This window comes from Vibrio algicola (genome assembly GCF_009601765.2).
In the GTDB taxonomy this organism is placed as follows: domain Bacteria; phylum Pseudomonadota; class Gammaproteobacteria; order Enterobacterales; family Vibrionaceae; genus Vibrio; species Vibrio algicola.
This window is the reverse complement of the sequence record NZ_CP045699.1, coordinates 1,681,960-1,706,867: the sequence shown is the minus strand read 5'-3', so window position 1 is coordinate 1,706,867 and position 24,908 is coordinate 1,681,960. Positions and strand designations below refer to the sequence as shown.

Genomic DNA, 24,908 nt, shown 5'->3' with positions numbered 1-24,908 from the left:
CGCCTTTTTTTTTGCCTGAAGGTTTCTATGATTAAGTGTGCCTATTGATTTGGTGGGATGATAAATCACATAAATAATAATAAATATAAAAAAATGTGATCTTTATGTTTATTTATATCTATTATATTGTTTTTAAAGGGTTTTGTTTTCATCTTGGCGCTTAGGTGATGAGTGTGATCCAGATCGCTTTAGTTCGAAAACTTTGCGGTCACTCATGTTTTATTGTTAATAAATTAACTTAATGTTGATGTTTTTTTACATGAAGATAGTCTTAATAGCGTGAATGCACACAGTGTATGAAACATCAGAAAGATAAGTTTTTCGTTTAGTTAGTTTACTTAGCGAAATAATGAAAATTAGCCTTGTTGCTTTCGGCGGCCACTTAAAGCAGCAAGGTACTCAAAAAACAGCTATGTCCAATTTTTAGGAGTTATTCCATGGAAAAGATATTTAAACGTACGCTACTTGGCGCTGCAGTTTCTCTAGCAGCAGTATCTGGTGCAGCAAACGCGGTTGAAGTTGGTCTTAATTCTGACTTTAAAGTAGAAGTGTATGGTGTTGCCGCGATTTCGGTTGTTAATTACAACGTTGGTGACAATCGTGATGCAAGTACAGGCGCAGTGATTGAAAATGAATCACGCATTGGTTTCCGTGCAGATAAAGATATCATTGATGACTTAAATGTCTTTATGCAAATTGAATCTGGTTATGTAGATAATACTGATTGGGGCCAAGGTGGTAACCCTGGTGGTGTTTTAGGTTTCCGTGATACCTTTGTAGGTCTTCAAGGTGATAGTTGGGGTAAAGTACGTTTTGGTCGTATGCTAACACCAATGTATGAAATCATTGACTGGCCTTTCTCTAACCCAGGTCTAGGCAGTGTGTTTGATTGGGGTGGTGTGCAAGCTACTTATGATCGTCAATCTAACCAAGTTCGTTATGACTCATTGAATTATGGTGGTTTCTCATTTGCCGCTTCTGTTGGTCGTGATACTGGTGGTAGTGCATTTGGTGGCGGTAACGCAACTCGCGATTCTTATTTTGGTGGTTTGAATGCTAAATACACCATCAGCAAAATTACCTTCATGGGTGCACTTGAAACTGGTACAGATTTCAAAGGTGTGAAAGGCGATGATAACTTCGCATACATCGCAGGTGTGGATATTGCATTGCCAGCTGGTTTTGGTCTTGCAGCAGCGTATAAGCATGAAGAAATTAATGCTGATATGAAAGCGGGTGATAAATCTCAAGACTCTTACTCAATCATTGGTCAATACTGGTATGACAATATTGGCTTTAAATTAGGCTATGCAGCTAATTTAGATTCTGAGCAAGGTGGAATTGATATGGATGATGACATGAGTACTATTTCAGGACAATTGATGATGACAGTTAATGGTTTTGTTCCGTACATTCGTGTTGCAGGCCGTAAGGCACACCGCACTGATTCAGCTAAAGTAGCAACAAATGATACAGATATTGTGACACGTGTTGGTATTGAATACGGTTTCTAATTCCTTTTTTTCGATATAATACGTAAACCCAGACGCTGGCTTAGGCCAGCGTTTTTCTCCTTAAAGTAGTAGGTGACATATGAAAAAGGTTTATTTTTTATGTTCAATATTATTATTATCAGCATGTTCAAATTTTGCTGATGATGGTGACTATTCGGATGCAATTCAAAAGGTTGAAGACAGATCTAATTTTGTTGAGGTTCAAGGAAAAGCATTTTCAACAGGTGATATCATTGTTGGAGATAGTCAAATATTAAATAGTGCTGCTAATATTACAGCCATTTTCCCTAAAAAAGATTCAAAAAATCTTGAATTATCGCATGTTGCGATGAGTATGACCTTTTTCAAAACATATAACTTCTACACATCAGCTATTTATAATGGCAAAACAGTTGCTTTAAAAGACTACAAAGTATCAAGCGAAGTTTGTAATGATAACTGTACAACAACGCAATATGTTACATTTCCGGTTGATATGGAAACACTTCAACAAGCAAGAACTACAGGGCTTGTTTATCAAATCGTGACTCCAAATAAATCCTCTGTAATCGATTATAAAATTCCAGCTGGATATGTCGAAGCATTGTTTAATGAGGCCAATGGACATATATCAAATTCTACAAATATTGCGGCAGCGACAACAATTGCACCTATCACTCAAGCGAGTAAGCCACAAGAAATGGTACAGTACTGGTTCGATGAAGCATCGGCTGAACAAAAGCAAGCCTTCTCAAGTTGGGCATTTCAAAACCGTAAACAAGTGGCGGGTGAGCTAAAAGGCAGCGATAAACCAAGTCAAATGTTGGATTACTGGTATAAAAAAGCCACGCCAGAGCAAAGAAGCGATATTCTCTCTTGGTTACTTAAAAACGAATAGCGTTTATTGCCAATAAAAGTAATAGAAGCACCTAAAATAAAACCGCTCATAAGATAAACTTATACGCGGTTTTGTGTTTTTAAAAGGCTTAGAAACGCTAATACAACAACGAATAAAGCTGGCGACGATAACGGCTGGCTAAACTATTGCCTTGCCCTAAAGCGGCGAGGATATCCATACAAGCTTTCTTAATTTCCCCATCCAGCGCGTGCAAATCTTGCTTCAACACTTGCATCAATAATTCCAGCGCTTCTTCATCACGATTCACTTGATGGTACTGCAACGCTAATTCGCTTAACACCGATAAATCATCAGGCGCTTGCTGGTATTGTTGCTCTAATAATTGAATTTCTGGACTGTCGGCAGCTTGGAGGTGCAATTGAAGTTTAGCGATTAAACCTTTGTAATAACTGTCTTGGTATTCCAGTGGGATAGATTCTAATTGGCTGCTGGCAAGATCAAATTGTTGCGTTTCGAGTAAGCAGTCTGCAATGGCCAATTTTATATCGCCGCGCTGATTCAACTCTTCTGGTAAAGCTTGCAGTAAAGCCAATGCTTCAGCGTGCTGCGCCGCTTCCATCATCTCGATCGCTTGTTTAAGCTGTAAATCTTCTTGGCTAGGTAAATGTTTATTTAACATCTGCATGATGGCTTCAATCGATTGCTCGCCGCCCATGCCATCCACCGCTTGACCATTAGAAAATAACGCAATGGTCGGGAGAGATTGTACCCCGAATTGGCTTGCGAGTGCCGGTTGTTGTTCGCAATTTAATAACGCGACTTGCACAACACCTTGGTATTGCTGAGCGAAGCGCTGTAAATCAGCGATCACATTTGAGCTTTCAGGCATGGAAGGTGCCCAGAAATGGATTAATACCGGTGTATTGGCTGAATCTTCGATCACAGGACGAAAATTTTGCTCATCGAGTTCGATAATGATGCTTGGTTGCATGTCACATTCCTTAATCTAGAGGGCAGGGATCCCTGAGTCTGATTAAGTAATTAGGGCAAAGCTGAAATTTTCAAGAGTGCAGCAAGCAGAAAAGTACTACCACCAAGCCAATACACAGCCAGTTAAGTTTATTTAACGTCATAATTCCTCAATAAAACATAAAATGAGAAATTCATAATAACCTTAAATTATTAAGGTTTAATGACATTAATAAATAGATATTATCTCCACAGGGTATTAACGGGATCCGGTTGATTGTAATAGCTGCTTTAACGCCGGTTCTAGCCTTGAATAAGTAAAGATAAAACCTATTTCAGTCAGGTGTTTGGGTTTGGCTCTTACGCTATCAAATAAGATTGCTCGAGATTCCCCCATGATCAATTTGAACACCCATTGTGGCGTGCTGATCAAGCAAGGACGACGCAATGTTTTTGCTAATAGACGACTAAAGTGCTTATTTGGGACCGGGTGAGGAGCGCATAGGTTAAAAGTGCCACTCGTTTGTGATTGTTGCAGCAGGTAAGTGATAGCGCGAACTTCATCTTGAATATGAATCCATGGCATATATTGATTTCCGCGTCCCAACTTTCCGCCAACGCCAAAACGAAAGGGAGGGAGCATGGCAAGTAAAGCTCCACCTTGAGAGCCTAAGACAATCCCGGTTCTTATAATACATACCCGAGTCTTTGTGCTTGAGGCTTGCATAGCAATATTTTCCCATTGTTGGCAAACATGATGGGCAAAGGAATGATTGATAACGATTGGAGGGGTATTTTCCATAACAACATGTTGCTTCTGATCTCCATAATAACCAACAGCTGATCCACTGATCAGCGTGTGTGGTGGGTGTTGACTGGCTTTAATTAAACTGACAATTTGCTGAGTAATATCCCAGCGACTATGGCAAATTTTTTGTTTTTGGCTTTCAGTCCAGCGTTTGGTTGCAATAGGTTCGCCAGCAAGATTAATAATGGCATCTATATGATCGAGGTTATGCCAAGTAGATAGACAGCTGACATAATCAATATTTGAAAAATCAGCATGCTTCAATTTAGATTTTGCTTGATCTGATGAACGAGTCAATACCGTGATGTGATGGTCAACTAAATGTTTGATAAGTTCAGAACCAATAAAACCGGTTCCTCCGGTGAGTAAGATATGCATACGGCCTCCTTGTAATCAAATTATAGTGCGAATTGAGACAAAACCTAGTTTATTGCTAAAACGGTATCTTGTGGTGGTATATAATTGATTCATCATAATCTTACTAGATGACGTTAATACGATGAAACTGTTTTTTATTTCAGATTTACATGGTTGTTTACCTGCTACTCAACAAGCTCTCGCTCTCTATAAAGCCTCGCAAGCGACCCAACTTATTCTATTGGGGGATGTGCTAAATCATGGCCCTAGAAATCCGATCCCTGCTGGCTATGATCCTGCCGCTGTTGCTGATGCTCTCAATCAATATGCCAGTGAAATCATTGCAGTACGAGGCAATTGTGATAGTGAAGTTGATCAAATGCTATTAGATTTTCCTATGATGTCGGACTACGCGGTAGTGTTACTCGAAGATGGACGTAAATTATTCCTCACTCATGGTCATACTTATAACCAAGATAATCTACCGATGCTAGCCAAAGGCGATGTGTTATGTCACGGCCATACTCATATTCCAGTGGCTAAAAATGTGGATGATTTATTTATTTTTAATCCTGGTTCGGTGACTTTTCCACGTCAAGGCTACACTGCCAGTTATGGCTTGTATCAAGCAGGACAATTTAGCGTAATGGATTTTGCAGCAAAGCAATTTCTGTAATAGAAGATGGTAAGGAGTTGGATTGGAAAGGACATCAAATATACTTTCAATTTGAAAGAGTATTTGATGCCCTTTTATGGGGCGATGTTAATGCTATTTAGTTTGATATTACTGTGAATACAATATGGTCGAACCATGCTCTAGCGTGGTTAACAGCAAGGCATTATCATTAATCACATCGATTTTACGGCTTTGTTGTGAACTGACTTTAAATAGCTGTTTGATGTGAGTTAACTGTGGCTTTGATAAGCCTGCTGTTATCGCTGTCGAAGTATCTTTAAATACTTCAGGTGTAATAATGATGTAGTGATCACTCAGTTCCCACTGTCCCGATTCAGAAATATTTAACTCAATAGGTTGTTTGAACTTTTTACTGTATAAATTCAGTGACGATATTTTTAAATAGGTGCCATTTGGCAAATACTTCACATTAGAAATGATTTTTGCTTTATCAACAATATGGGATTTATTCCATTCCGACATATGAGCTACTAAGGTAGATTGCCATTCTCTGGAAATTAATACTTTCTTTAATTTAAAATCACTGTGCCAATAGACCCAACCACTAAAAATGATTGAACTTGCAAGCGCCACTGTGGTGATTATTTTTTTCATTTTTAGCTTATCCTTAGTGACAAACAGAAGAAAAATCAGTTTGGTCGACAAAGATTAATATCGACTGATTTTGGCTCGAATGATCAGCGTCATGAATAAAGTTCAGCGCCATTTGACCATTTAGGCTGCCAGTCGCAATGATCTTTTCTAAGCTTGAAGAGCCTTCAATTCTGCTGCGATAAATCTTAGTGCAACGTTCAATTGCCGGTAACCACGATTTAATTTCAGGGTGGTTTTCAGGCTGTAGTAATGGCACATCATTGACCAAAGTAACTTGATCAAATTGAGTCGATGACGGCGCGTTGACCGATAATGCTAAAAGCGGTAATAACAGGATCACTGCCCATATTAATCGAAATCCCCAAACTGGTTTGGGTGATATTACAGCTACTGGTGATATTGGAGCCTCGGGAGTAGTAGGGGCAATAACCGGCGCTTCGTTTACCGTTGCGGATAAATTGTGACTTAAGTCATCATCGGTTTTATCTTCTTGTGGCGCCTCTGCATTGTTGGCCGAGCAACTTTCGACCGTAGAAATCAATTGATAACCACGTTTTGGAATAGTTTTGATAAATTGTGGTGACTTGGTGGAGTCACGCAACATTTTTCTTAAGGTGGATATTGCCTGAGTTAAACTTGAATCATCGACCTGAAATCCTTGGTCGCGCCAGACGTATTCATGCAATTGATCTCGGCTTACCACTGTGGTGGACTGCTCAATAAGAATTAATAGAATACGGCTTTCGTTACTCCCTAAGCGTATGACTTCATTATCATTTAATTGATCAAGTAAGGTATTGCTGTACGGATCAAAGATGAATTTTTGGGCAAGAATATATTTAGTGCCGATGCTAGTCATTTAGGTATTCTCAATGATAAAAGGGTTTAGTGCTTTATTTCACAGTGATAAAATCCAGTGAAATTTAGTTTTTCTGATATTTTCCGCTGCTATCATAATAAAAATTGATAAGAAAAACACGGTTTTGATGAATTTTTACCTTGAATTTATATTTGTCAGCCCAATTTAGTTAGTAATGATTTCAATAACACTAACTATGTTGGAGTTCTAATGAGCGATACAAAGACACAAAATAAAGAAACACGCGGGTTTCAATCAGAAGTAAAACAACTACTGCATTTAATGATCCACTCTCTTTATTCAAATAAAGAAATTTTCCTACGTGAGTTAATTTCTAATGCGTCAGATGCGGCGGACAAACTGCGTTTCCAGGCATTATCCGATGGCGGGCTATACCAAGGTGATGCTGATTTAGGGGTCAAGCTGTCTTTCAGTACTGAAACCAACACTCTAACCATTATCGATAATGGTATTGGTATGACGCGCGATAATGTCATCGAACATTTAGGCACTATCGCCAAATCAGGCACCGCCGATTTCTTCTCAAAATTATCGGAAGACCAAACTAAAGACTCACAATTAATTGGTCAATTCGGTGTTGGTTTCTACTCAGCATTTATCGTAGCCGATGCAGTAACCGTTCGTACTCGCGCGGCAGGTGTGCCCGCGGATCAAGCAGTACAATGGCACTCTGCAGGCGAAGGTGATTACACCATCGAAGACATCAATAAAGAGTCTCGTGGTACCGAGATTATTTTGCACATGCGTGAAGATGGTAAAGAGTTTTTATCCGAGCACCGCTTGCGTGATGTGATTGGTAAATATTCTGATCATATTGGGATCCCTGTTTCGATCTGGACTGAAAAAGACGTCGAGACCGATGAAGAAAACGAAGATGGCACCAAGGTTACGAAAAAAGAAAGCGGCTGGGAGCAAATCAACAAAGCTCAGGCGCTATGGACTCGTGCCAAATCTGATATTAGTGACGAAGAATATAATGAATTTTATAAACATGTTTCGCATGACTTTAGCGATCCGATGACTTGGAGTCACAACAAGGTTGAAGGTAAGAACGATTACACAAGCTTGTTGTATATTCCTGCTAAAGCCCCATGGGACATGATGAACCGCGATCATAAAAGTGGTTTGAAATTGTACGTCCAACGCGTGTTTATTATGGATGACGCCGAGCAGTTTATGCCGTCTTACTTGCGTTTTGTGCGCGGTTTGATTGATTCAAATGATCTGCCACTTAACGTATCGCGCGAAATCCTGCAAGACAACAAAGTGACCCAATCACTGCGTAATGCCTGTACTAAGCGCGTATTGGGTATGTTAGAGAAAACCGCCAAGCGTGATGAAGAAAAATACCTAGCGTTCTGGAAAGAGTTCGGCATGGTATTAAAAGAAGGCCCAGCGGAAGACTTCTCTAATAAAGAAAAAATTGCAGCTTTATTGCGTTTTGCTTCAAGCGATGTTGATTCTTCTGAGCAAACCGTGGGGCTGGCCTCTTACGTTGAGCGGATGAAAGAAGGCCAAGATAAGATTTATTATCTTACAGCCGACAGTTACGCTGCCGCTAAAAACAGTCCGCACTTAGAACAATTTAAGTCGAAAGGCCTAGAAGTGATCTTAATGGTTGATCGCATCGATGAATGGTTAATGAATTACTTAACTGAATTCGATGGCAAGCAATTCCAATCGATCACTAAAGCAGGTTTGGATTTATCGAAATTTGAAGATGAAGCTGAAAAAGAAAAACACAAAGAAACTGAAGAAGAGTTCAAGTCTGTTGTTGAACGCACGAAAACCTATTTAGGTGATCGCGTTAAAGAAGTACGCACTACCTTTAAACTGGCCACCACGCCAGCAGTTGTCGTGACGGATGATTACGAAATGGGCACTCAAATGGCAAAACTGCTGGCGGCTGCCGGTCAAGAAGTGCCAGAGCTGAAATACATTTTGGAATTAAATCCAGAGCATGAGATGGTAAAACGCATGGCAGATGAAGCAGACGAACAAGCTTTTGGTCGTTGGGTTGAAGTGTTACTTGGTCAGGCGATGTTATCAGAGCGTGGTGCGATGGATGATCCGAGCCAGTTCTTAGCGGCAATGAATGGTTTGCTAGAGAAATAAATCGCCAATTAGATAATAAAATACTGTGATAAGCGTTGGCTTTTGCTGACTTTGATATCATAAACGCAGATAAGGTCAGAATTTGTGATAGAATTCTGGCCTTAATTCAGTCAATAGGACGATCTGATTATCAATTAATCATCCGCTCTATCCTTATACCGAAACTTATCGTGTCACACATTCTGTGAGCTTCGGTATAACAACAAAATAAGAGGAATAGTCATGCGCATCATTCTTTTAGGTGCTCCAGGTGCTGGTAAAGGTACTCAAGCTCAATTCATTATGGAAAAGTTTGGTATTCCACAAATTTCTACTGGCGATATGCTACGTGCGGCAATTAAAGCCGGTACTGAAATGGGCAAACAAGCGAAAGCGGTTATCGATGCTGGTCAATTAGTATCAGATGATATTATTCTTGGCTTGATTAAAGAGCGTATCGCACAAGATGATTGTGAGAAAGGTTTCCTACTTGATGGCTTCCCTCGCACTATCCCACAAGCAGATGGCCTTAAAGGCATGGGTGTAGCGGTTGATTACGTGATTGAGTTTGACGTAGCCGATAGCGTTATCGTTGAGCGTATGGCGGGTCGTCGTGCTCACCTTGCTTCTGGTCGTACTTACCACATGATTTACAACCCACCAAAAGTGGAAGGCAAAGATGACATCACCGGTGAAGACTTAGTGATCCGTGATGACGACAAAGAAGAAACGGTTTTAGCTCGTCTTGGTGTGTACCATGAGCAAACAGCACCACTTATCGAATACTACGGTAATGAAGCAGCAGCCGGTAACACCACTTACCTGAAGTTTGACGGCACCAAAGCGGTTGACGTTGTGAGTGCTGAACTTGCAGCAGCATTAACCAAATAATCTCGATCCAATCAATTGATAATTTGGTATATTAGGCGACTATATTGTTTATAGTCGCTTTTTTATGCCCGCTTTAATTCGAAGGAATGAATGTTAATCATGCGAAATTGTTCAGATCTAAATAGTGACACACAAAAAAAACAAGGTGTATTACTGGTTAACTTAGGCACCGCAGACGAAGCCACGCCAGCGGCGATCCGACGCTTTCTAAAAGAATTTTTAAGTGATAAGCGAGTGGTGAATATGACTCGTTTGATCTGGTATCCATTGCTTAATGGCGTCATTTTGCCGATCCGTTCGCCCAAAGTCGCCAAAGTTTACCAACAAGTGTGGATGGAAGAGGGATCGCCTCTGTTGGTGTACTCCAAGCGCCAAGCTCAAGCACTACAAACAAAGTTAGCCATGCCTGTGGAACTTGGTATGACCTATGGCAACCCCAGCCTGCAAAGTGGGGTTGAGGCCCTGATGGCGCAAGGATGTGAAGAAGTGATCATTTTGCCGTTATATCCGCAATATTCAGGTACGACGACTGCAGCAGCATCGGATGCATTAATCCGCGCGTTTAAAACCATGCCAGTGATCCCTGCTTATCGCTTTATCCGTGATTATCACGATCATCCTTTGTATATAAGAGCCTTAGCACACAAAGTTCGTCAATATTGGCAACAACATGGTCAAGGCGATTATTTACTGTGTTCCTACCATGGTATTCCACAACGATTAGCCGATGAAGGGGATATCTACCCGCAGCATTGTGAGCGCACAACCGAGCTATTAAAACAAGAGTTGGGTTTATCTGAACAACAAATGGGAATGAGTTACCAGTCTCGTTTTGGGCGAGAAGCATGGTTACAGCCTTATACTGACCAAACCCTGAAAAATTTAGCTCAGAAAAAGTTGAAAACTTTAGACATCATCTCACCCGCTTTTTCGGTTGATTGTATTGAAACCCTAGAAGAGATCGCGATTGAATGTCGGGATATTTATCAGCAAGCAGATGGTATGGAATACCGTTATATCGAGTGTTTAAATGACTCGGATGAGCACATTGAAATGATGGCCGCGCTGGCGACATCGGCGTAATTTTTGTCGAGCTCTTTAAGCTGCATTGTTATTTGAAGTCGTATTGTTATCTTAAGTTACATTGCTATCTATGTCGTATCGTTATATCAATACCCATCATGTGATGATTTATCTTTATTGAGAATAAAAAAACGCAGCTTATTATAAGCTGCGTTTTTATTTATCTTCAGAGCCGCCTTGAGATGGATACTCATCACTTTGTTGTGAGGCTTATTGAATACCTTGATGTTGCTTATCAAGTTTACGCATTAACGGCAGAAACACCAGCGCAATGAAAGTACACACTACTGCAGCGATACCCAAATTATTAAATAGGCTAGTGTAGATTTCAAGACTCTGCAATGGATCGGTCATGCCTTTTGGAATACTTGCATAGTTGGCAACCACACCACCTAAATATTGAGCAATACCAGAAGCCACATAATAGGCGCCCATCATAAAGCCGCCCATACGCTCTGGTACATAGCGTGCAATCATCGCAAGACCTAGACCACTTACCAGCAATTCACCCAAAGAGTAAGAGCCGTAACCGGCAATCATCACCCAAGAGCTTGTTTTACCATTCACAGCAAAGTTACCTGCAAAACCATAAATGAAGAAACCAATTGCAACCACGGCAAAACCTAATGCAAACTTACCCGCGATGGATAAATCTTTATTATTTTTACCAGCTTTGGTGTAGATAAGCGCCAAGATTGGGCTCAATAGCATAATGAAGATTGGGTTTAATGCTTGGTACTGAGCAGGAGACCACGTCAGTATATGGGTACCAAATACCACAAAGTTTAAATCAACGTTACGCAATGCAAATAGTGCAAGTGAGGTTGACATTTGTTGGTAGAAAATAAAGAAGAACACGGTTTGAATGATCAGCACTAGCGCGGCAATTAGACCAGCACGTTCATGTTTTTCACTGCTACGAATAAGATGGACAAAAATCGCAAGTACCACAATACCGGCTACGTATACAAATAGACGAGCCAATTCTTGGTATTCTAAAATTAACGCTGAAACACCGACTGCAACCAATGAGCCGAGTAATACTAATACCAACTTGTTTTTGTTGACAGGCTTAGTATCAGGTTCAGAGCCGTAATTCGCTAACGCTTTGCGCATGACAAAATAGTTAGCCATACCAACTAATAGACCCACACAACAAACAGCAAAAGCAGCATGCCAACCGAAATTGTTACCGTAATGCTCATTGACGTAATCTTTGATCCATGGTGTTAGCAACATAGAGATAGTAGAACCCACGTTAACCGCCATATAATAGATAGTAAACGCACTGTCTATTTTAGAATCATCACCTTCGTAAATTTTACGAACTAGATTACCGGCATTAGGCTTAAACATACCGTTACCAACAACGATTACACCTAGTGCAAGGAACAGAACCCAAGTATTTTCAGATGGGATCGTCATCAAGGCGTAGCCTAAGGCTAGAATGGCTGAACCAATCAACATGGTACGCTTAGTGCCTAAGATTTTATCGCCAATCCAACCGCCGATCGCCGGTGATACATAGATTAACGCTGCACAAGCACCCCAAACGAGGTTGGCGCGACTATCATCGAAGCCAAGACGTTGGATCATGAAATATACGATTAACGCTTGCATGCCGTAATAGCCGAAACGTTCCCAGAGTTCGATAAGTGAAACGGTCATAAATGACTTGGTTTTACTCACTGTTACTTGTTGTGATGTCATGTGATTTATCCAAATTAAAAATAATTGACCTGTACTCCGTTATGTACAGTTTGCGGTAAATTCTGTTGTGTTTATACTTTTCTCTAAAAGCTATAGTTATTGTGTCCAAATCCATTTGGCTCAAGCATCCAAAATATTCGCATTAGTTTTGCTAATCCAGATGACCACGTAAACTAATGTAGCCATTATATATACAGCGCATGTAGCAAAACTACAATGCTTTAGCGCGATAAATCGGATAAGTGCGAGTTATTCGCTTAAAAAATGTGCTACATGTTATTTGTTACGGTTTAATGTAAATGGTAAGTTAATGTTTCAAGCTGTGGGATGTATAAAAGTAACTTATGCTTCTGAATGGGGTTTTGTTAGCACAAATGTTAGAATGTGAAAAAATGAAAGGGTGTGGTTATGAAATCTTGGTATTTGTTGTACTGCAAGCGCGGTGATCAACCACGTGCAAAGTTACATTTAGAGAATCAAAACGTGGTGTGCTATTACCCTGAAGTGGATATTGAGAAAGTGGTTAGAGGCAAGCGAAAAATGGTGACAGAGCCATTATTTCCGTCTTATGTGTTTATTCAATTTGATGCAGACACAGGACCGAGTTTTACCACTATTCGATCTACTCGTGGAGTGGTAGATTTTATTCGTTTTGGTGCTTTACCTTCTATTGTGCCTGATGCATTAATTGCTGAGCTTAAAAAAATTGAAGCACAGACTGAAGGTGTGATGTCAGGGTTGCCACAGATTGGTGATACGGTTCAAGTGACTGGTGGACAATTCTCCGGCTTTGATGCTATCTATAAAGAAGCCGATGGTGAGAAGCGCTCTATTTTGTTGGTTACCCTAGTTAACCAGCAAGTTAAAGTAAAAGTCGGCAATCAAGATATTGCTTGGCAAAAAAACTGAAAAAGAGATGTAATACCAATTCCATAAATTTAATGATCGTTCAAAATTGAGTACAGAGAAAAGTGTCAAAGGCCATGGATGCCTTTTCTCAAGCGATCAAGGACGGATCAGCGTCTTTTCGGCGTATTCAAATTGATTAAATAGAATGGGTATTATTGATACAAAAATATCCCTGTAACGTCCGTTGCAGGGATATTTTTTTCACGACTTATCTAAGATTAATAGGCGTCGTTATGGATTGCTTTCACTGCGCGACCAGATGGATCTGCGTTGTTTTTAAACGATTCATCCCACTCAATCGCGGTAGCAGATGAACAAGCGACCGATGGGCCACCAGGGACACACATCGCGGCGGACTCTAATGGGAATAGCTCAGCGAAGATTTCACGATACACATAGCCTTCTTTAGTGGTCGGCGTGTTGTATGGAAACTTAAAGGCAGCGCTTTCTAATTGCTGCGCGGTCACTTTTTGTTCCGCTTGCTCTTTTAATGAATCAATCCAGTTATAGCCAACCCCGTCAGAGAATTGCTCTTTTTGACGCCATGCAATTGATTCTGGTAGGTAATGCTCGAAACATTCACGTAATACGTGTTTCTCCATTTTTCCGTTGCCACACATTTTATCGGCAGGGTTTAAACGCATTGCGACATCAATAAATTCTTTATCTAAGAAAGGTACGCGGCCTTCAACCCCCCAAGCGGCCAGTGATTTGTTGGCACGAGCACAATCGAACATGTTTAAAGCGAGTAATTTACGCACCGTTTCTTCATGGAATTCTTTGGCATTTGGCGCTTTATGGAAGTATAAGTAGCCGCCAAAAATTTCATCGGCACCTTCACCAGACAATACCATTTTAATCCCCATCGCTTTGATCTTACGCGCCAGTAAGAACATAGGGGTTGAAGCGCGAATGGTGGTGACATCGTAAGTTTCGATGTGGTAAATCACATCACGGATAGCATCAATACCTTCTTGTACCGTATAAGTCATTTCGTGGTGAACGGTTTCTAGTTTTTGTGCTACCGAGCGAGCGGCGATAAGATCGGGTGCACCTTCAAGACCAATGGCAAAGGAGTGCAGTTGTGGCCACCAAGCTTGTGACTCTTCGTTATCTTCAATCCGCATCGCAGCAAAGCGTTTGGCTACCGCAGAGGTAATTGAAGAATCCAGACCACCAGACAGCAGAACCCCATAAGGCACATCGGTCATTAATTGGCGCTTCACCGCATCTTCTAGTGCTTTAGTTAGGTCTTCTTTGCTCGTCAAGTTGCCTTGAACCGCGGCATATTCCATCCAATCGCGTTGGTAATAGCGTACCGGCTCAGCATCTTCAGAACGGTAATAGCTACCTGGAGGGAATTCACTGATGGTTTTACAAACCGGTACTAAGGCCTTCATCTCTGAGGCAACATAATAGTTACCGTGCTCATCGTAGCCTTGGTATAGCGGAATAATACCAATGTGGTCACGTCCAACTAAATAGGTGTTTTTTTCTTCATCATACAATACGAAAGCGAAAATACCGTTCAGCTCTTCGAGTAAATCTTCACCCAATTCTTGGTATAACGCCAAGATAACTTCACAGTCGGATTCGGTCTGGAAATTGAATTTATCGGCGTATTTAGCGCGGATTTCTTTATGGTTATAGATTTCACCATTAACCGCCAAAATGTGTTTTTTATCTTCACTGTAGAGCGGTTGCGCCCCACTGTTTAAACCGACGATAGATAGACGTTCATGAGCTAAAATTGCATGCTCGTTAGCATAAATACCAGACCAGTCAGGGCCGCGATGACGAAGTTTTTTAGACATTTCTAATGCGCTAGCACGCAGTGCGAGTGGGTCTGATTTGATGTCTAAGATGCCAAATATTGAACACATACTATTTCCTTAAATCCATTTGAAATTCTGTACCCCTCTCGTGAAGGGTTATTGTTTTGCGTTACATTCAATTTGCCACTATCAACAAAAAATGCAATATATAATCAGCAATAAAATGATTAAATAGCAGCAAAGGTGAATCTCATTCTCTATATGTTGTTTCTTGGTGAATGAAATCCATTCCTGGTTGTGTTTTAATCAATAAATATATGAGTTAGAGTAAATCGACACTTTTATCCCAATTGCCAGGCTGCATAGGTTTGAATTGAGGATCAAGCTCATCACAAACGTGGCGAGCAAAACCGGCGCCGGCTTCGTTATAAATATTAAAAGCAGCATCGACGCCATTCTCACAAAATTCGGTCACTTGATCGGGGTATTCTGCGATAGCGGCGGTTTGGCCTTGGAAGTTACGCGACTTAAGTTGCTCTAATGCAAATTTATTCCCTTGGTGGTGCGGCATTGCCAACAAGACGAGTTTCACATTGGCAATATCAAGAATGCGCTCCCAAAAATCGGAGTCGGTCGCATCACCTTGTATCACATTGCGGCCACTTTGAATGTGGGTATTGACCATATCTTGCCGAGTTTCCACCCCTAAACATATTTTGCCATAACGACTGCGAATTTCATCATACGCACCGGTTCCAATGCGGCCCATGCCTAAGATCAGCACTTGAGCATTACCAGGGTTAATACGTTTATCGCGTAGATTTAGGTGCTCATCAGTTTGTTCTTTCAGCCACTTAGAGCAATAACGATAAATTTTATGGCCCATATTGTTGAGTGGCGCTGAAACAATAAAAGATAGCGAAACGGCAATCGCGATCGCTGCCATCATTTCCGCCGGTAGCCAACCTAATTTGTAAGCAAGGCCGGCCACAATTAAACCAAACTCACTAAAATTGAATAGGGTAAGGGTCGCCAACAACGAGGTACGAACTCTAAACTTAAAGCAGTTGATTGTCACAAAGTACAAGATGCCTTTTATAGGTAGCAGCAACAAGAATATCAGCGCCAAAATAAAGGCATCTAATGTGGGGTCGCCAGACAAACCAATGTTAAGGAAAAAACAAACTAAGAAGAGTTCTTTGATATTAAATAATGATTTAGATAGCTCCGATGCCTTATGGTGTCCAGCCAGTAGCATGCCTAAGATTAACGCCCCTAAATCGGCTTTCATCCCAACCAAGGTAAACAACCCTGCGCCCATCACTAATGCCATAAAAAAGCCATACAGAACCAGCATTTCACCGTGTCCACTTTTGTCTAATACTTTGTAAAATAATGGACGTAAGAAGGGGAGGATAAATAAAACTACCGCATACCATTCAGGAATTTTACCTGTTGATACCGTTAAGAAAATTACGGCAAAAATATCTTGCATCACCAATATACCAATCGAGATCATGGCATAAGTTGAGTTCATTGCGCCTTTTTCTTCTAGGCTTTTAATCGCAAAAACAGTACTAGAGAAGGATAAAGCAAAGGCAAGTAACAATAACTGTGGTAATTGAATATCAGATAAGAGGGTAATGCCGACGGTTTTTAACCCAATTAACGCGAGGGTAAAAAATAAAGTCGAGGCAATATTATGCACCGACGCACTGGCCCATACTTCTTTATTGAGCAAGACTTTGACATCGAGTTTTAGACCGATAGTAAATAGCAGTAAGGTGACGCCGAGATTAGACAGTGTATCCAATGTGGAACTGGTTTGAATGCCATAGTATTGCAACACAAAACCGGCAATCAAAAAGCCAACAAGGGGTGGGAGGTTAACTCGTAATGCGATAAAACCGGCTACGAATGCCGTAACGATAAGAACAATATCCATATTTATCCGCGTGGTGAAAATACCAATCGTAATCATTAGCGGATCACTATGATTGGTATAGGGCAAAATCAGAACATATATTGCTAATATGACAGCAACATGAATACGCTCTAAAATCTATTAGAGCGTGCACTTTATATTGTTAATTTTCTAACAGTTTTTGCAATAACACCCCATTGAGCATAGCGCGTTTGATCATGGCAAAAGCACCCATGGTTGGTTGGGTGTATAATTGAGATTCGACAATAGGTAGATTTTGATGAAAAGTCTTTAATGAATGATTTTGTATGTTGCGTTCAATCGCATGAAAGATGATTTCTTTGGCTTTAACAATTTCACCAGCAATGATGATTTTTTGTGGGTTAAATAAGTTAACCGTCATCGCAATAGCTTTTCCTAAATGGTTGCCTACACGAGTTAATGCTTGGGTGGCTAATTCATCACCACGATTCGCATGTTCGCAAATTGCAGTCATATCGAGCGGGTGTATATTTTGCAGCGATGAAGGGTAACCTTGATCGAGACGTGATTGAATATGAGCAATAATGGCAGGATTCGCCGCCACGGTTTCTAAACAGCCAAAATTACCGCATTGGCATTGTTCGCCTAAAGATTCAATTTGAATATGACCTATCTCGCCAACATTGCGATTGGTCCCAAGGAACACTTGGCCATTAACAATGATACCCGCGCCCGCACCACGATAGACACTGACTAAAATAGAATCTAAGCAATCTTTACTGGCACCAAAATAATGCTCAGCTAAGGCTAAACCGCGAATATCATTACCTACGAAGGCTTTTACACCAAAGGTTTCACTGAGTAAGTTACCAAGAGAAAGATTATCAATCTCGGTGTTCGGCATGTATTCAACCACGCCAGTTTCTGGGTTCACTAAGCCGGGAAGGATAAGACCAATCGCGATCAACTGTTTAATCGAATCTTTATTTTGTTCAATGAAGTGATGGGTATAACGAACCACACCATCGAGAAGATCGTGTTGATTATCATATTTGAAAACGGCGTGGTGCTTGGCAAGTTCAAATCCGCTTAAATCATATAAGCTGAATTGAATATAATCACGACCTAGACGGATTGCGATTGAATGAAAGGGAGCGGTTTCTGTGGTTAAAGAAATCGCACGTCGGCCTCCGGTGGAAGCTTGTTGTGCCACTTCTTTAATTAATCCTCGCTCAATTAATTGGCGAGTGATTTTAGTCACACTGGCGGGGGCAAGTTGGCTAACATCCGCGACTTGGATCCTAGAGATAGGACCCTGTTGATCGATTAAACGATAAACCGCCGCGCTATTAAGTTGCTTTACTAAATCTACATTACCAATTTGTCCGCCATTCATGCTATGTCTGCTCGTATTGTCCGTTAACTATTGTCGCCTTAACTTTGAAGTTACGGTCAAACACGGTTAGGTTTGCCACCATTCCTTGTTTAACTTGACCAAGTTTATCATCTGCGCCGATTGCGCGCGCAGGATAAAGCGTTGCCATACGTAAAGCTTCGTCTAAAGCGATGCCTACATGTTCCACCGTGTTTTGTACGGCTTCTATCATGGTTAAAGCTGATCCACCTAATGTGCCGTTTTCATCAACACACTTGCCATCTCGGTAATATACTTTCTTACCGACAAAAATAAAGTGATCCATTACAGCACCTGCTGGAGCTGTGGCATCGGTCACTAATATGAGCTTATCGCCTTTTACTTTGTGAGCGATTCGGATGTTAGCGTAATCAACATGGAAACCATCTGCAATAATACCAGCATACACCTCAGGGGTATCATAAATCGCGCCCACTACACCCGGTTCGCGACCCACCATTGGCGTCATCGCATTAAATAGATGAGTAGCAAAACTGATGCCGTTGGCAAAACCTTCACGTGCTTCAGAATAGGTTGCATTGGTATGGCCGATTGAAACCACAATACCCGCGTCACGTAAGCGTCGAATATGTTCAGGATTATTTTGCTCTGGCGCTAAAGTTACCTTGGCAACCACATCGCTGTTATTACAGATAGCAGCAATCATATCATCGTCTGACTTACGAATAAAATCAGGACGGTGAATACCTTTCTTTAATACATTGAGGAACGGGCCTTCAAGGTGTAATCCGAGAACCTGGTGTTGGTATTTAGCAAGATATTCACGACCGGCTTTAAGTGCTTGGTGCATATCTTCATCTGAAGAAGTGATCAAAGTCGGTAAGTAGCTGGTACAACCTGATTTTAAGTTGGCTTGATGCATAGTTTGCATGGTATCAACCGAGATCAGGTCATTAAACATCACCCCTCCACAACCATTAAGTTGCAAATCAATAAAGCCAGGGCAAAGAATATCGCCTTGTAAATCCTTGGTTTCAATACCTTGTGGTAAATCTTCTGCTTTAATTACAGCATGAATTTTACCCGCATCAACCAATACAGCGTGCTGGGTAAGCACATCATGTCCGGTGTAAATTTTTGCATTAAGCAGCGCATACATAGGGAGCACCCTTCTAATTTATTTAAAATCTTGATGGTTGTCGGCTTTGGTTAGTTATCGTTATACTTTTTCAAAGCAGAGCAACAAATGTGAGTATAAAATAGACTTATACCATTATCGTTTAACTTGGCGTGTTTGGCAGTCTAAAAACAGCTAACTGTGTTGATTCACACGATTAAACAGCAAGTTTGCGAGGCAAAGCAACCGTATTAAAGCTGATACACGTCAAATTCAGAGACTATAGGTTAAGCAAGCAAGAACCTTTATATAGCCATTTAGAATGAATTCATGTTAAAGGAAAAAAACCATTAATTCGAATGATAAAATAAGTTTTCAAAACTATCTAGTCCCAAGATGCTAAAATTGGCGTAATTAGCTGCGATCAGACAAATAACTCTTGATTGAGATCACAAATAATGAGGTTTTAATTTGCGGGCTAAAATTAATCACATAGACTGTCGCTGTACTAAATTTTTTAATAAAAATAAGTTTTGAAGTTCATACAAAATCCTTAGGGGGGAATTCAATGAATATTCTGGGATACGCACAAAGATTAGGTAAAGCACTAATGCTACCTATTGCAACACTACCTGTTGCAGCGTTGTTATTACGTTTAGGTCAACCTGATATATTGGATATCGCATTTATGGCATCTGCTGGTAATGCAATCTTTAGTCAGTTACCTTTACTATTTGGTTTAGGTATCGCGATTGGTTTATCGAAAGATGGGGCTGGTGCTGCTGGTCTTGCTGGTGCAGTTGCTTATTTTGTTATTACCGCGACAGCTCAAAATATCGATTCAACTATCGATATGTCATTCTTTGGCGGTATTTTTGCCGGTATCATCGCAGGTCACTGTTATAATGCGTTCCATAAAACGCGTTTACCTGAGTGGTTAGCTTTCTTCTCTGGTCGTCGTTTAGTGCCTATCATGGCTGGTCTTGTGGCTCTAGTTGCTGGTGCTATTTTCGGTGTGATCTGGCCTGTGATTCAAAACGGTCTTGACGCACTAGCACACGGTATTTCTACTTCTGGTGCAGTCGGTCAATTTATTTACGGTACATTAAACCGTGCATTAATTCCTGTTGGTCTACACCATGTGCTTAACTCTTACTTCTGGTTCGGCATGGGTTCATGTCAAGAAATCATGGTAACAGGCGTTGGTGCATTCTCGAATATTCACCAATTATGTGTTGACCCAGCGATTGCTAAAACATTAGTTGTTGGTCAAGAGCATACGTTTGATTTTGCTAACTCTGTTACTCCTCATATTACTGCAGTTGTGAACACTGTGACTGATACGATTAAAACCGGTGATTTGAACCGTTACTTCGGTGGCGATAAATCTGCTGGGGTATTCATGAATGGTTTCTTCCCAATCATGATGTTTGGTCTTCCTGCTGGTGCGTTTGCTATGTACCTTGCCGCTCCAACAGAGCGTCGTAGCCAAGTTGCTGGTGCATTGTTCTCAGTAGCATTCTGTTCTTTCCTAACTGGTATTACAGAACCTCTAGAATTTATGTTCATGTTCCTAGCACCGGGTCTATACGCTGTTCACGCGGTATTTACTGGTCTGTCTCTTGTTGTTGCTAACATGTTTGGCACATTACATGGCTTTGGTTTCTCAGCCGGTCTTATCGACTTCGTATTGAACTGGGGCTTAGCAACCAAACCTTGGACTCTACTTGTTATTGGCCTATGTTTTGGTGCGCTATACTTCTTCACATTCAGCTTCCTAATCCGTGTTTTCGATATGAAAACGCCTGGTCGTGAAGACGAAGAAGTTGAAGTAGAAAGCAAACCTGGTGCAAGCAAAGGAAAAGGCGATGTTGCTCGTCAATACCTAAAAGCGCTTGGTGGTCATGAAAACGTGACAACTATCGATGCTTGTATTACTCGTCTACGTTTAACGCTAAAAGATCGCTCTATCGTTAACGAAGCGGTGCTTAAGAAACTTGGCGCGAAGGGTGTGGTAAAACTTGGTGAGAACAACCTTCAAGTTATCCTTGGCCCACTAGCTGAAATCGTAGCCGGCGAAATGAAAGAAGTTCCAGCTTCTGATGACCTATCAGATGTTATCCTTCCATAGTTTCAACTAAAACGAAAACTTGATTGAAGCCCCGAAGTTCGGGGCTTTTTTTATACCTGAAATCGATAGGGCGTTCTGAATTGGCGATAAAATAGCAACTTGGATTTAAATTGATGGGATTTGCAAAGAAAATGACGGTTGTTGTTGTGTAACGGCGCAGAATTGTGGATCATTAGTCCCTATTAAAAACCACTCTATTATTTTTACCGAGGTACTGTCGATGAGTGAAGTCGAGGCACGTCCATCTAATTTTATCCGTCAAATTATTGATAAGGATTTAGCCGATGGCAAACACACAGGGATCCATACTCGTTTCCCACCTGAACCAAATGGCTACTTACATATAGGCCATGCTAAATCCATCTGCTTGAACTTTGGTTTAGCTCAGGATTATCAGGGGCAGTGTAACCTTCGCTTTGATGATACTAACCCTGCCAAAGAAGACATCGAATACGTTGATTCTATTAAAACTGATGTTAATTGGTTAGGTTTTAATTGGGATGGTGAGATTTGCTATTCTTCTAATTATTTTGATGCCTTGTATGGTTATGCGATAGAGCTTATCAAGAAAGGCTTAGCTTATGTTGATGAACTCTCTGCGGATGAAATGCGTGAGTATCGCGGTAGCTTGAAAGAAGCTGGCAAAAACAGCCCATACCGTGAACGTAGTGTGGAAGAAAACCTAGCATTATTTGAAAAAATGCGTGCCGGTGGCTTTGAAGAAGGCAAGGCATGTTTACGTGCTAAAATCGATATGGCGTCATCGTTTATCGTGATGCGCGATCCGGTTATTTACCGTGTGCGCTTTATTGAACATCATCAAACGGGTGACAAATGGTGCATTTACCCAATGTACGATTTTACTCATTGTATTTCGGATGCGTTGGAAGGTATCACTCACTCGGTTTGTACGCTTGAATTCCAAGACAACCGTCGCTTATACGACTGGGTGCTCGACAATATCACGATTGACGCGCGTCCACATCAATATGAGTTTAGCCGTTTAAATCTTGAATATACCGTGATGTCTAAGCGTAAGTTGAGCCAACTGGTAACTGAAAACTTGGTTAATGGTTGGGATGACCCACGTATGCCAACCATTTCAGGCTTGCGTCGACGCGGCTTTACTCCTAACTCTATCCGCGAATTTTGCTCGCGCATTGGTGTCACCAAGCAAGATAATATGATCGAGTTTGGGTCACTTGAAGCGTGTATTCGTGAAGACTTAAACGAAAATGCACCTCGCGCAATGGCGGTGCTTGATCCGGTTAAAGTGATTATCGAGAACGTGGGATCGGAAGAAACCTTAACCATTTCTAATCATCCAAACAAACCTGAAATGGGCACTCGTGAAGTCCCATTTACGCGTGAGCTTTGGATTGAAGCAGACGATTTCCGTGAAGAAGCCAATAAGAAATACAAACGTTTAGTATTGGGTAAAGAAGTACGCTTGCGTGGCGCTTATGTTATTCAAGCGAACCGTATTGAAAAAGACAGCGCAGGTAATATCACCACTATCTTCTGTTCTTATGATCCTGACACGCTAGGTAAAAATCCAGCTGATGGTCGTAAAGTGAAAGGCGTGATCCATTGGGTTTCTGCCGATAAAGGCGTAGCGGCAGATGTTCGTTTATACGATCGTCTATTTACCGTGCCAAATCCAGCTGCAGAAGAAGATTTTACCGCGGTAATTAACCCTGAATCATTAGTGGTTAAAAAAGCATTTGTTGAGCCAAGCTTAACACAAGCGGAAGCCGGTAAAGGGTTCCAATTTGAGCGTACCGGTTACTTCTGTATTGATGCCAAAGATTCGACCGCAAACCAATTGGTGTTTAACCGCACTGTTGGTTTACGTGACACTTGGGCAAAAATAGAAAGTAACTAAATCTAGTAGCTAAGCCTAATAGCTTGGTCTAGTAGCTTGCAAAAATCGAGGTGGCTAATTGCTGCCTCGACTTGTTTTTAGGGATGAAAATTTGATATAAAAAAATGCACCTAATTGATTAGGTCCATTTTTTAGATGTATACTTTTTGGTGAGTAGAGAGTGAAAAGGCTTATTTACGTGCTTTGTGCGCGTTAGCATCGCCTTTACAGCTACCACTTGCACAGCGACCGTAAAGGTAAAGGCTGTGGTTGGTTAGTTCGACATTATAAAGCGCGGCAATTTCTTTTTGACGCTCTTCGATCAAATCATCCGAAAACTCAATTACCTCACCACAATCTAGACAAACGAGATGGTCATGGTGATGTTGAGTGGATAATTCAAAAACAGATTTTCCGCCTTCAAAATGATGGCGGGTCACAATGCCTGCATCATCAAATTGGTTTAATACACGGTAGACGGTAGCAAGGCCAATTTCTTCACCTAGATCGATCAGTCTTTTATATAAATCTTCAGCGCTAATATGTTGGCAGTCTGGTCTTTGCAATAACTCGAGGATCTTTAAACGAGGTAAAGTGACTTTAAGACCTGCTTCCTTTAGTGCTTGGTTATTATCTGACATTCTACTTTCCTGTGTAATTCTGCTTATTTCTTGAGTATACCTGTGAGTCGTATTAACAATAAACTACCTACTACAAAGAGTTAAGCATTATGTTGTAATTATGTAGAGAGACTCAGAAATACTAAAAAAAACGCCTCAGAGTGTGAGGCGCCATTTTTATGATTTTTAGTCAGCAAGCTCTGCAAGACACATCTCATCATAAATCTGCTTAGACCAAGCTTTTACTCGAGTATCGGTTAGTTCTGGTTGGCGATCTTCATCAATACATAAACCAATGAAGTTATTATCATCAACTAATGCTTTTGATGCTTCAAATTCGTAACCTTCGGTTGGCCAGTAACCAATGATAGTGCCGGCTTTAGCTTCGACGATATCACGCACGGTACCCATCGCATCACAGAAATACTCTGCATAATCTTCTTGGTCGCCACAACCAAAAATAGCCACGAGCTTAGTTGAGAAATCGATGCATTCAAGTTCTGGGAAAAAATCATCCCAATCACATTGAGACTCACCGTAATACCAAGTCGGAATACCTAGCAGTAATAGATCGAAGTTATCAATATCTTCTTTGCTGCTTTTAGCGATGTCTTGAACATGAACCAGTTGTTTGCCCAGTTCTTTTTGAATCATTTTAGCAACCGCTTCAGTATTACCTGTATCACTGCCAAAGAAGAGTCCTACACTTGCCATAGAATATTACCTATCTATCATTACCGGAAAACGCCGGTAGCTATCAAATTGAAAATACGAAT

Annotated in this window: 20 protein-coding genes; 9 read left to right on the top strand and 11 right to left on the bottom strand. The window is 40.9% G+C overall.

The window, feature by feature from the left end:
* Positions 1 to 437: 437 nt before the first annotated feature.
* Positions 438 to 1,514 carry a porin gene (locus GFB47_RS07820; protein WP_153447479.1) on the top strand — a complete coding sequence of 359 codons (1,077 nt, stop codon included), beginning with the start codon at positions 438 to 440 and terminating at the stop codon, positions 1,512 to 1,514.
* Between the two features lie 79 nt (positions 1,515 to 1,593).
* The gene (locus tag GFB47_RS07815) at positions 1,594 to 2,391 is read left to right on the top strand and encodes a DUF2057 domain-containing protein (protein WP_153447478.1); all 798 of its coding nucleotides are present in this window, start codon (positions 1,594 to 1,596) and stop codon (positions 2,389 to 2,391) included.
* A gap of 97 nt (positions 2,392 to 2,488) precedes the next feature.
* Here GFB47_RS07815 and GFB47_RS07810 read toward each other — a convergent pair whose 3' ends face one another.
* Both GFB47_RS07810 and GFB47_RS07805 read right to left on the bottom strand, forming a co-directional pair.
* Positions 2,489 to 3,343, bottom strand: a complete 855-nt coding sequence (locus tag GFB47_RS07810; protein WP_153447477.1) for a tetratricopeptide repeat protein — start codon at positions 3,341 to 3,343, stop codon at positions 2,489 to 2,491.
* Positions 3,344 to 3,580: 237 nt separating this feature from the next.
* The gene (locus GFB47_RS07805; RefSeq protein ID WP_153447476.1) at positions 3,581 to 4,507 is read right to left on the bottom strand and encodes a TIGR01777 family oxidoreductase; all 927 of its coding nucleotides are present in this window, start codon (positions 4,505 to 4,507) and stop codon (positions 3,581 to 3,583) included.
* A gap of 121 nt (positions 4,508 to 4,628) precedes the next feature.
* Between GFB47_RS07805 and yfcE the strand changes: the two genes are divergently transcribed.
* Positions 4,629 to 5,162, top strand: a complete 534-nt coding sequence (gene yfcE, locus GFB47_RS07800) for a phosphodiesterase (RefSeq protein WP_153447475.1) — start codon at positions 4,629 to 4,631, stop codon at positions 5,160 to 5,162.
* 108 nt (positions 5,163 to 5,270) lie between these two features.
* Here yfcE and GFB47_RS07795 read toward each other — a convergent pair whose 3' ends face one another.
* Complete coding sequence (locus tag GFB47_RS07795; RefSeq protein ID WP_153447474.1) at positions 5,271 to 5,777, bottom strand: regulatory protein ToxS; 507 nt, start codon at positions 5,775 to 5,777, stop codon at positions 5,271 to 5,273.
* 13 nt (positions 5,778 to 5,790) lie between these two features.
* Positions 5,791 to 6,636 (bottom strand): winged helix-turn-helix domain-containing protein, encoded by an 846-nt coding sequence (locus GFB47_RS07790; RefSeq protein WP_153447473.1) that lies wholly within the window; start codon positions 6,634 to 6,636, stop codon positions 5,791 to 5,793.
* Between the two features lie 210 nt (positions 6,637 to 6,846).
* Between GFB47_RS07790 and htpG the strand changes: the two genes are divergently transcribed.
* From htpG to hemH, 3 genes are all read left to right on the top strand, one after another.
* Entirely contained in the window at positions 6,847 to 8,772 is a 1,926-nt protein-coding gene (gene htpG / locus GFB47_RS07785; RefSeq protein WP_153447472.1) for a molecular chaperone HtpG, read from the top strand.
* Positions 8,773 to 8,994: 222 nt separating this feature from the next.
* A complete protein-coding gene (gene adk / locus GFB47_RS07780; protein WP_153447471.1) occupies positions 8,995 to 9,642 on the top strand; it encodes an adenylate kinase in 648 nt (215 codons plus the stop codon).
* Between the two features lie 99 nt (positions 9,643 to 9,741).
* Positions 9,742 to 10,725 carry a ferrochelatase gene (gene hemH, locus GFB47_RS07775; RefSeq protein ID WP_153447470.1) on the top strand — a complete coding sequence of 328 codons (984 nt, stop codon included), beginning with the start codon at positions 9,742 to 9,744 and terminating at the stop codon, positions 10,723 to 10,725.
* A 210-nt stretch (positions 10,726 to 10,935) separates the two neighbouring features.
* Here the strand turns inward: hemH and GFB47_RS07770 are convergent, their stop codons facing one another.
* A complete protein-coding gene (locus GFB47_RS07770; protein ID WP_153447469.1) occupies positions 10,936 to 12,435 on the bottom strand; it encodes a peptide MFS transporter in 1,500 nt (499 codons plus the stop codon).
* 408 nt (positions 12,436 to 12,843) lie between these two features.
* On the opposite strand from GFB47_RS07770, the gene rfaH reads away from it, so the two are divergent.
* Positions 12,844 to 13,344: a transcription/translation regulatory transformer protein RfaH gene (gene rfaH / locus GFB47_RS07765; protein WP_153447468.1), complete on the top strand. Its 501-nt coding sequence runs from the start codon at positions 12,844 to 12,846 to the stop codon at positions 13,342 to 13,344.
* Between the two features lie 218 nt (positions 13,345 to 13,562).
* Here rfaH and asnB read toward each other — a convergent pair whose 3' ends face one another.
* From asnB to nagA, 4 genes are all read right to left on the bottom strand, one after another.
* Positions 13,563 to 15,227 carry an asparagine synthase B gene (asnB, locus tag GFB47_RS07760; protein ID WP_153447467.1) on the bottom strand — a complete coding sequence of 555 codons (1,665 nt, stop codon included), beginning with the start codon at positions 15,225 to 15,227 and terminating at the stop codon, positions 13,563 to 13,565.
* Positions 15,228 to 15,441: 214 nt separating this feature from the next.
* The gene (locus GFB47_RS07755; RefSeq protein WP_153447466.1) at positions 15,442 to 17,064 is read right to left on the bottom strand and encodes a cation:proton antiporter family protein; all 1,623 of its coding nucleotides are present in this window, start codon (positions 17,062 to 17,064) and stop codon (positions 15,442 to 15,444) included.
* Positions 17,065 to 17,206: 142 nt separating this feature from the next.
* Entirely contained in the window at positions 17,207 to 18,421 is a 1,215-nt protein-coding gene (nagC, locus tag GFB47_RS07750; RefSeq protein WP_153447465.1) for a DNA-binding transcriptional regulator NagC, read from the bottom strand.
* Position 18,422: 1 nt separating this feature from the next.
* Positions 18,423 to 19,559 (bottom strand): N-acetylglucosamine-6-phosphate deacetylase, encoded by a 1,137-nt coding sequence (nagA, locus tag GFB47_RS07745; protein ID WP_153447464.1) that lies wholly within the window; start codon positions 19,557 to 19,559, stop codon positions 18,423 to 18,425.
* 526 nt (positions 19,560 to 20,085) lie between these two features.
* Here nagA and nagE point away from each other — a divergent pair.
* Both nagE and glnS read left to right on the top strand, forming a co-directional pair.
* Entirely contained in the window at positions 20,086 to 21,648 is a 1,563-nt protein-coding gene (gene nagE / locus GFB47_RS07740) for an N-acetylglucosamine-specific PTS transporter subunit IIBC (RefSeq protein ID WP_153447463.1), read from the top strand.
* A 220-nt stretch (positions 21,649 to 21,868) separates the two neighbouring features.
* Positions 21,869 to 23,533, top strand: coding sequence for a glutamine--tRNA ligase (gene glnS / locus GFB47_RS07735; RefSeq protein WP_153447462.1), 1,665 nt, complete (start codon positions 21,869 to 21,871; stop codon positions 23,531 to 23,533).
* Positions 23,534 to 23,703: 170 nt separating this feature from the next.
* Here glnS and fcrX read toward each other — a convergent pair whose 3' ends face one another.
* Both fcrX and fldA read right to left on the bottom strand, forming a co-directional pair.
* Positions 23,704 to 24,153, bottom strand: a complete 450-nt coding sequence (gene fcrX / locus GFB47_RS07730) for a ferric iron uptake transcriptional regulator FcrX (protein ID WP_153447461.1) — start codon at positions 24,151 to 24,153, stop codon at positions 23,704 to 23,706.
* 165 nt (positions 24,154 to 24,318) lie between these two features.
* Positions 24,319 to 24,846 carry a flavodoxin FldA gene (gene fldA / locus GFB47_RS07725; protein ID WP_153447460.1) on the bottom strand — a complete coding sequence of 176 codons (528 nt, stop codon included), beginning with the start codon at positions 24,844 to 24,846 and terminating at the stop codon, positions 24,319 to 24,321.
* Positions 24,847 to 24,908: the final 62 nt, after the last annotated feature.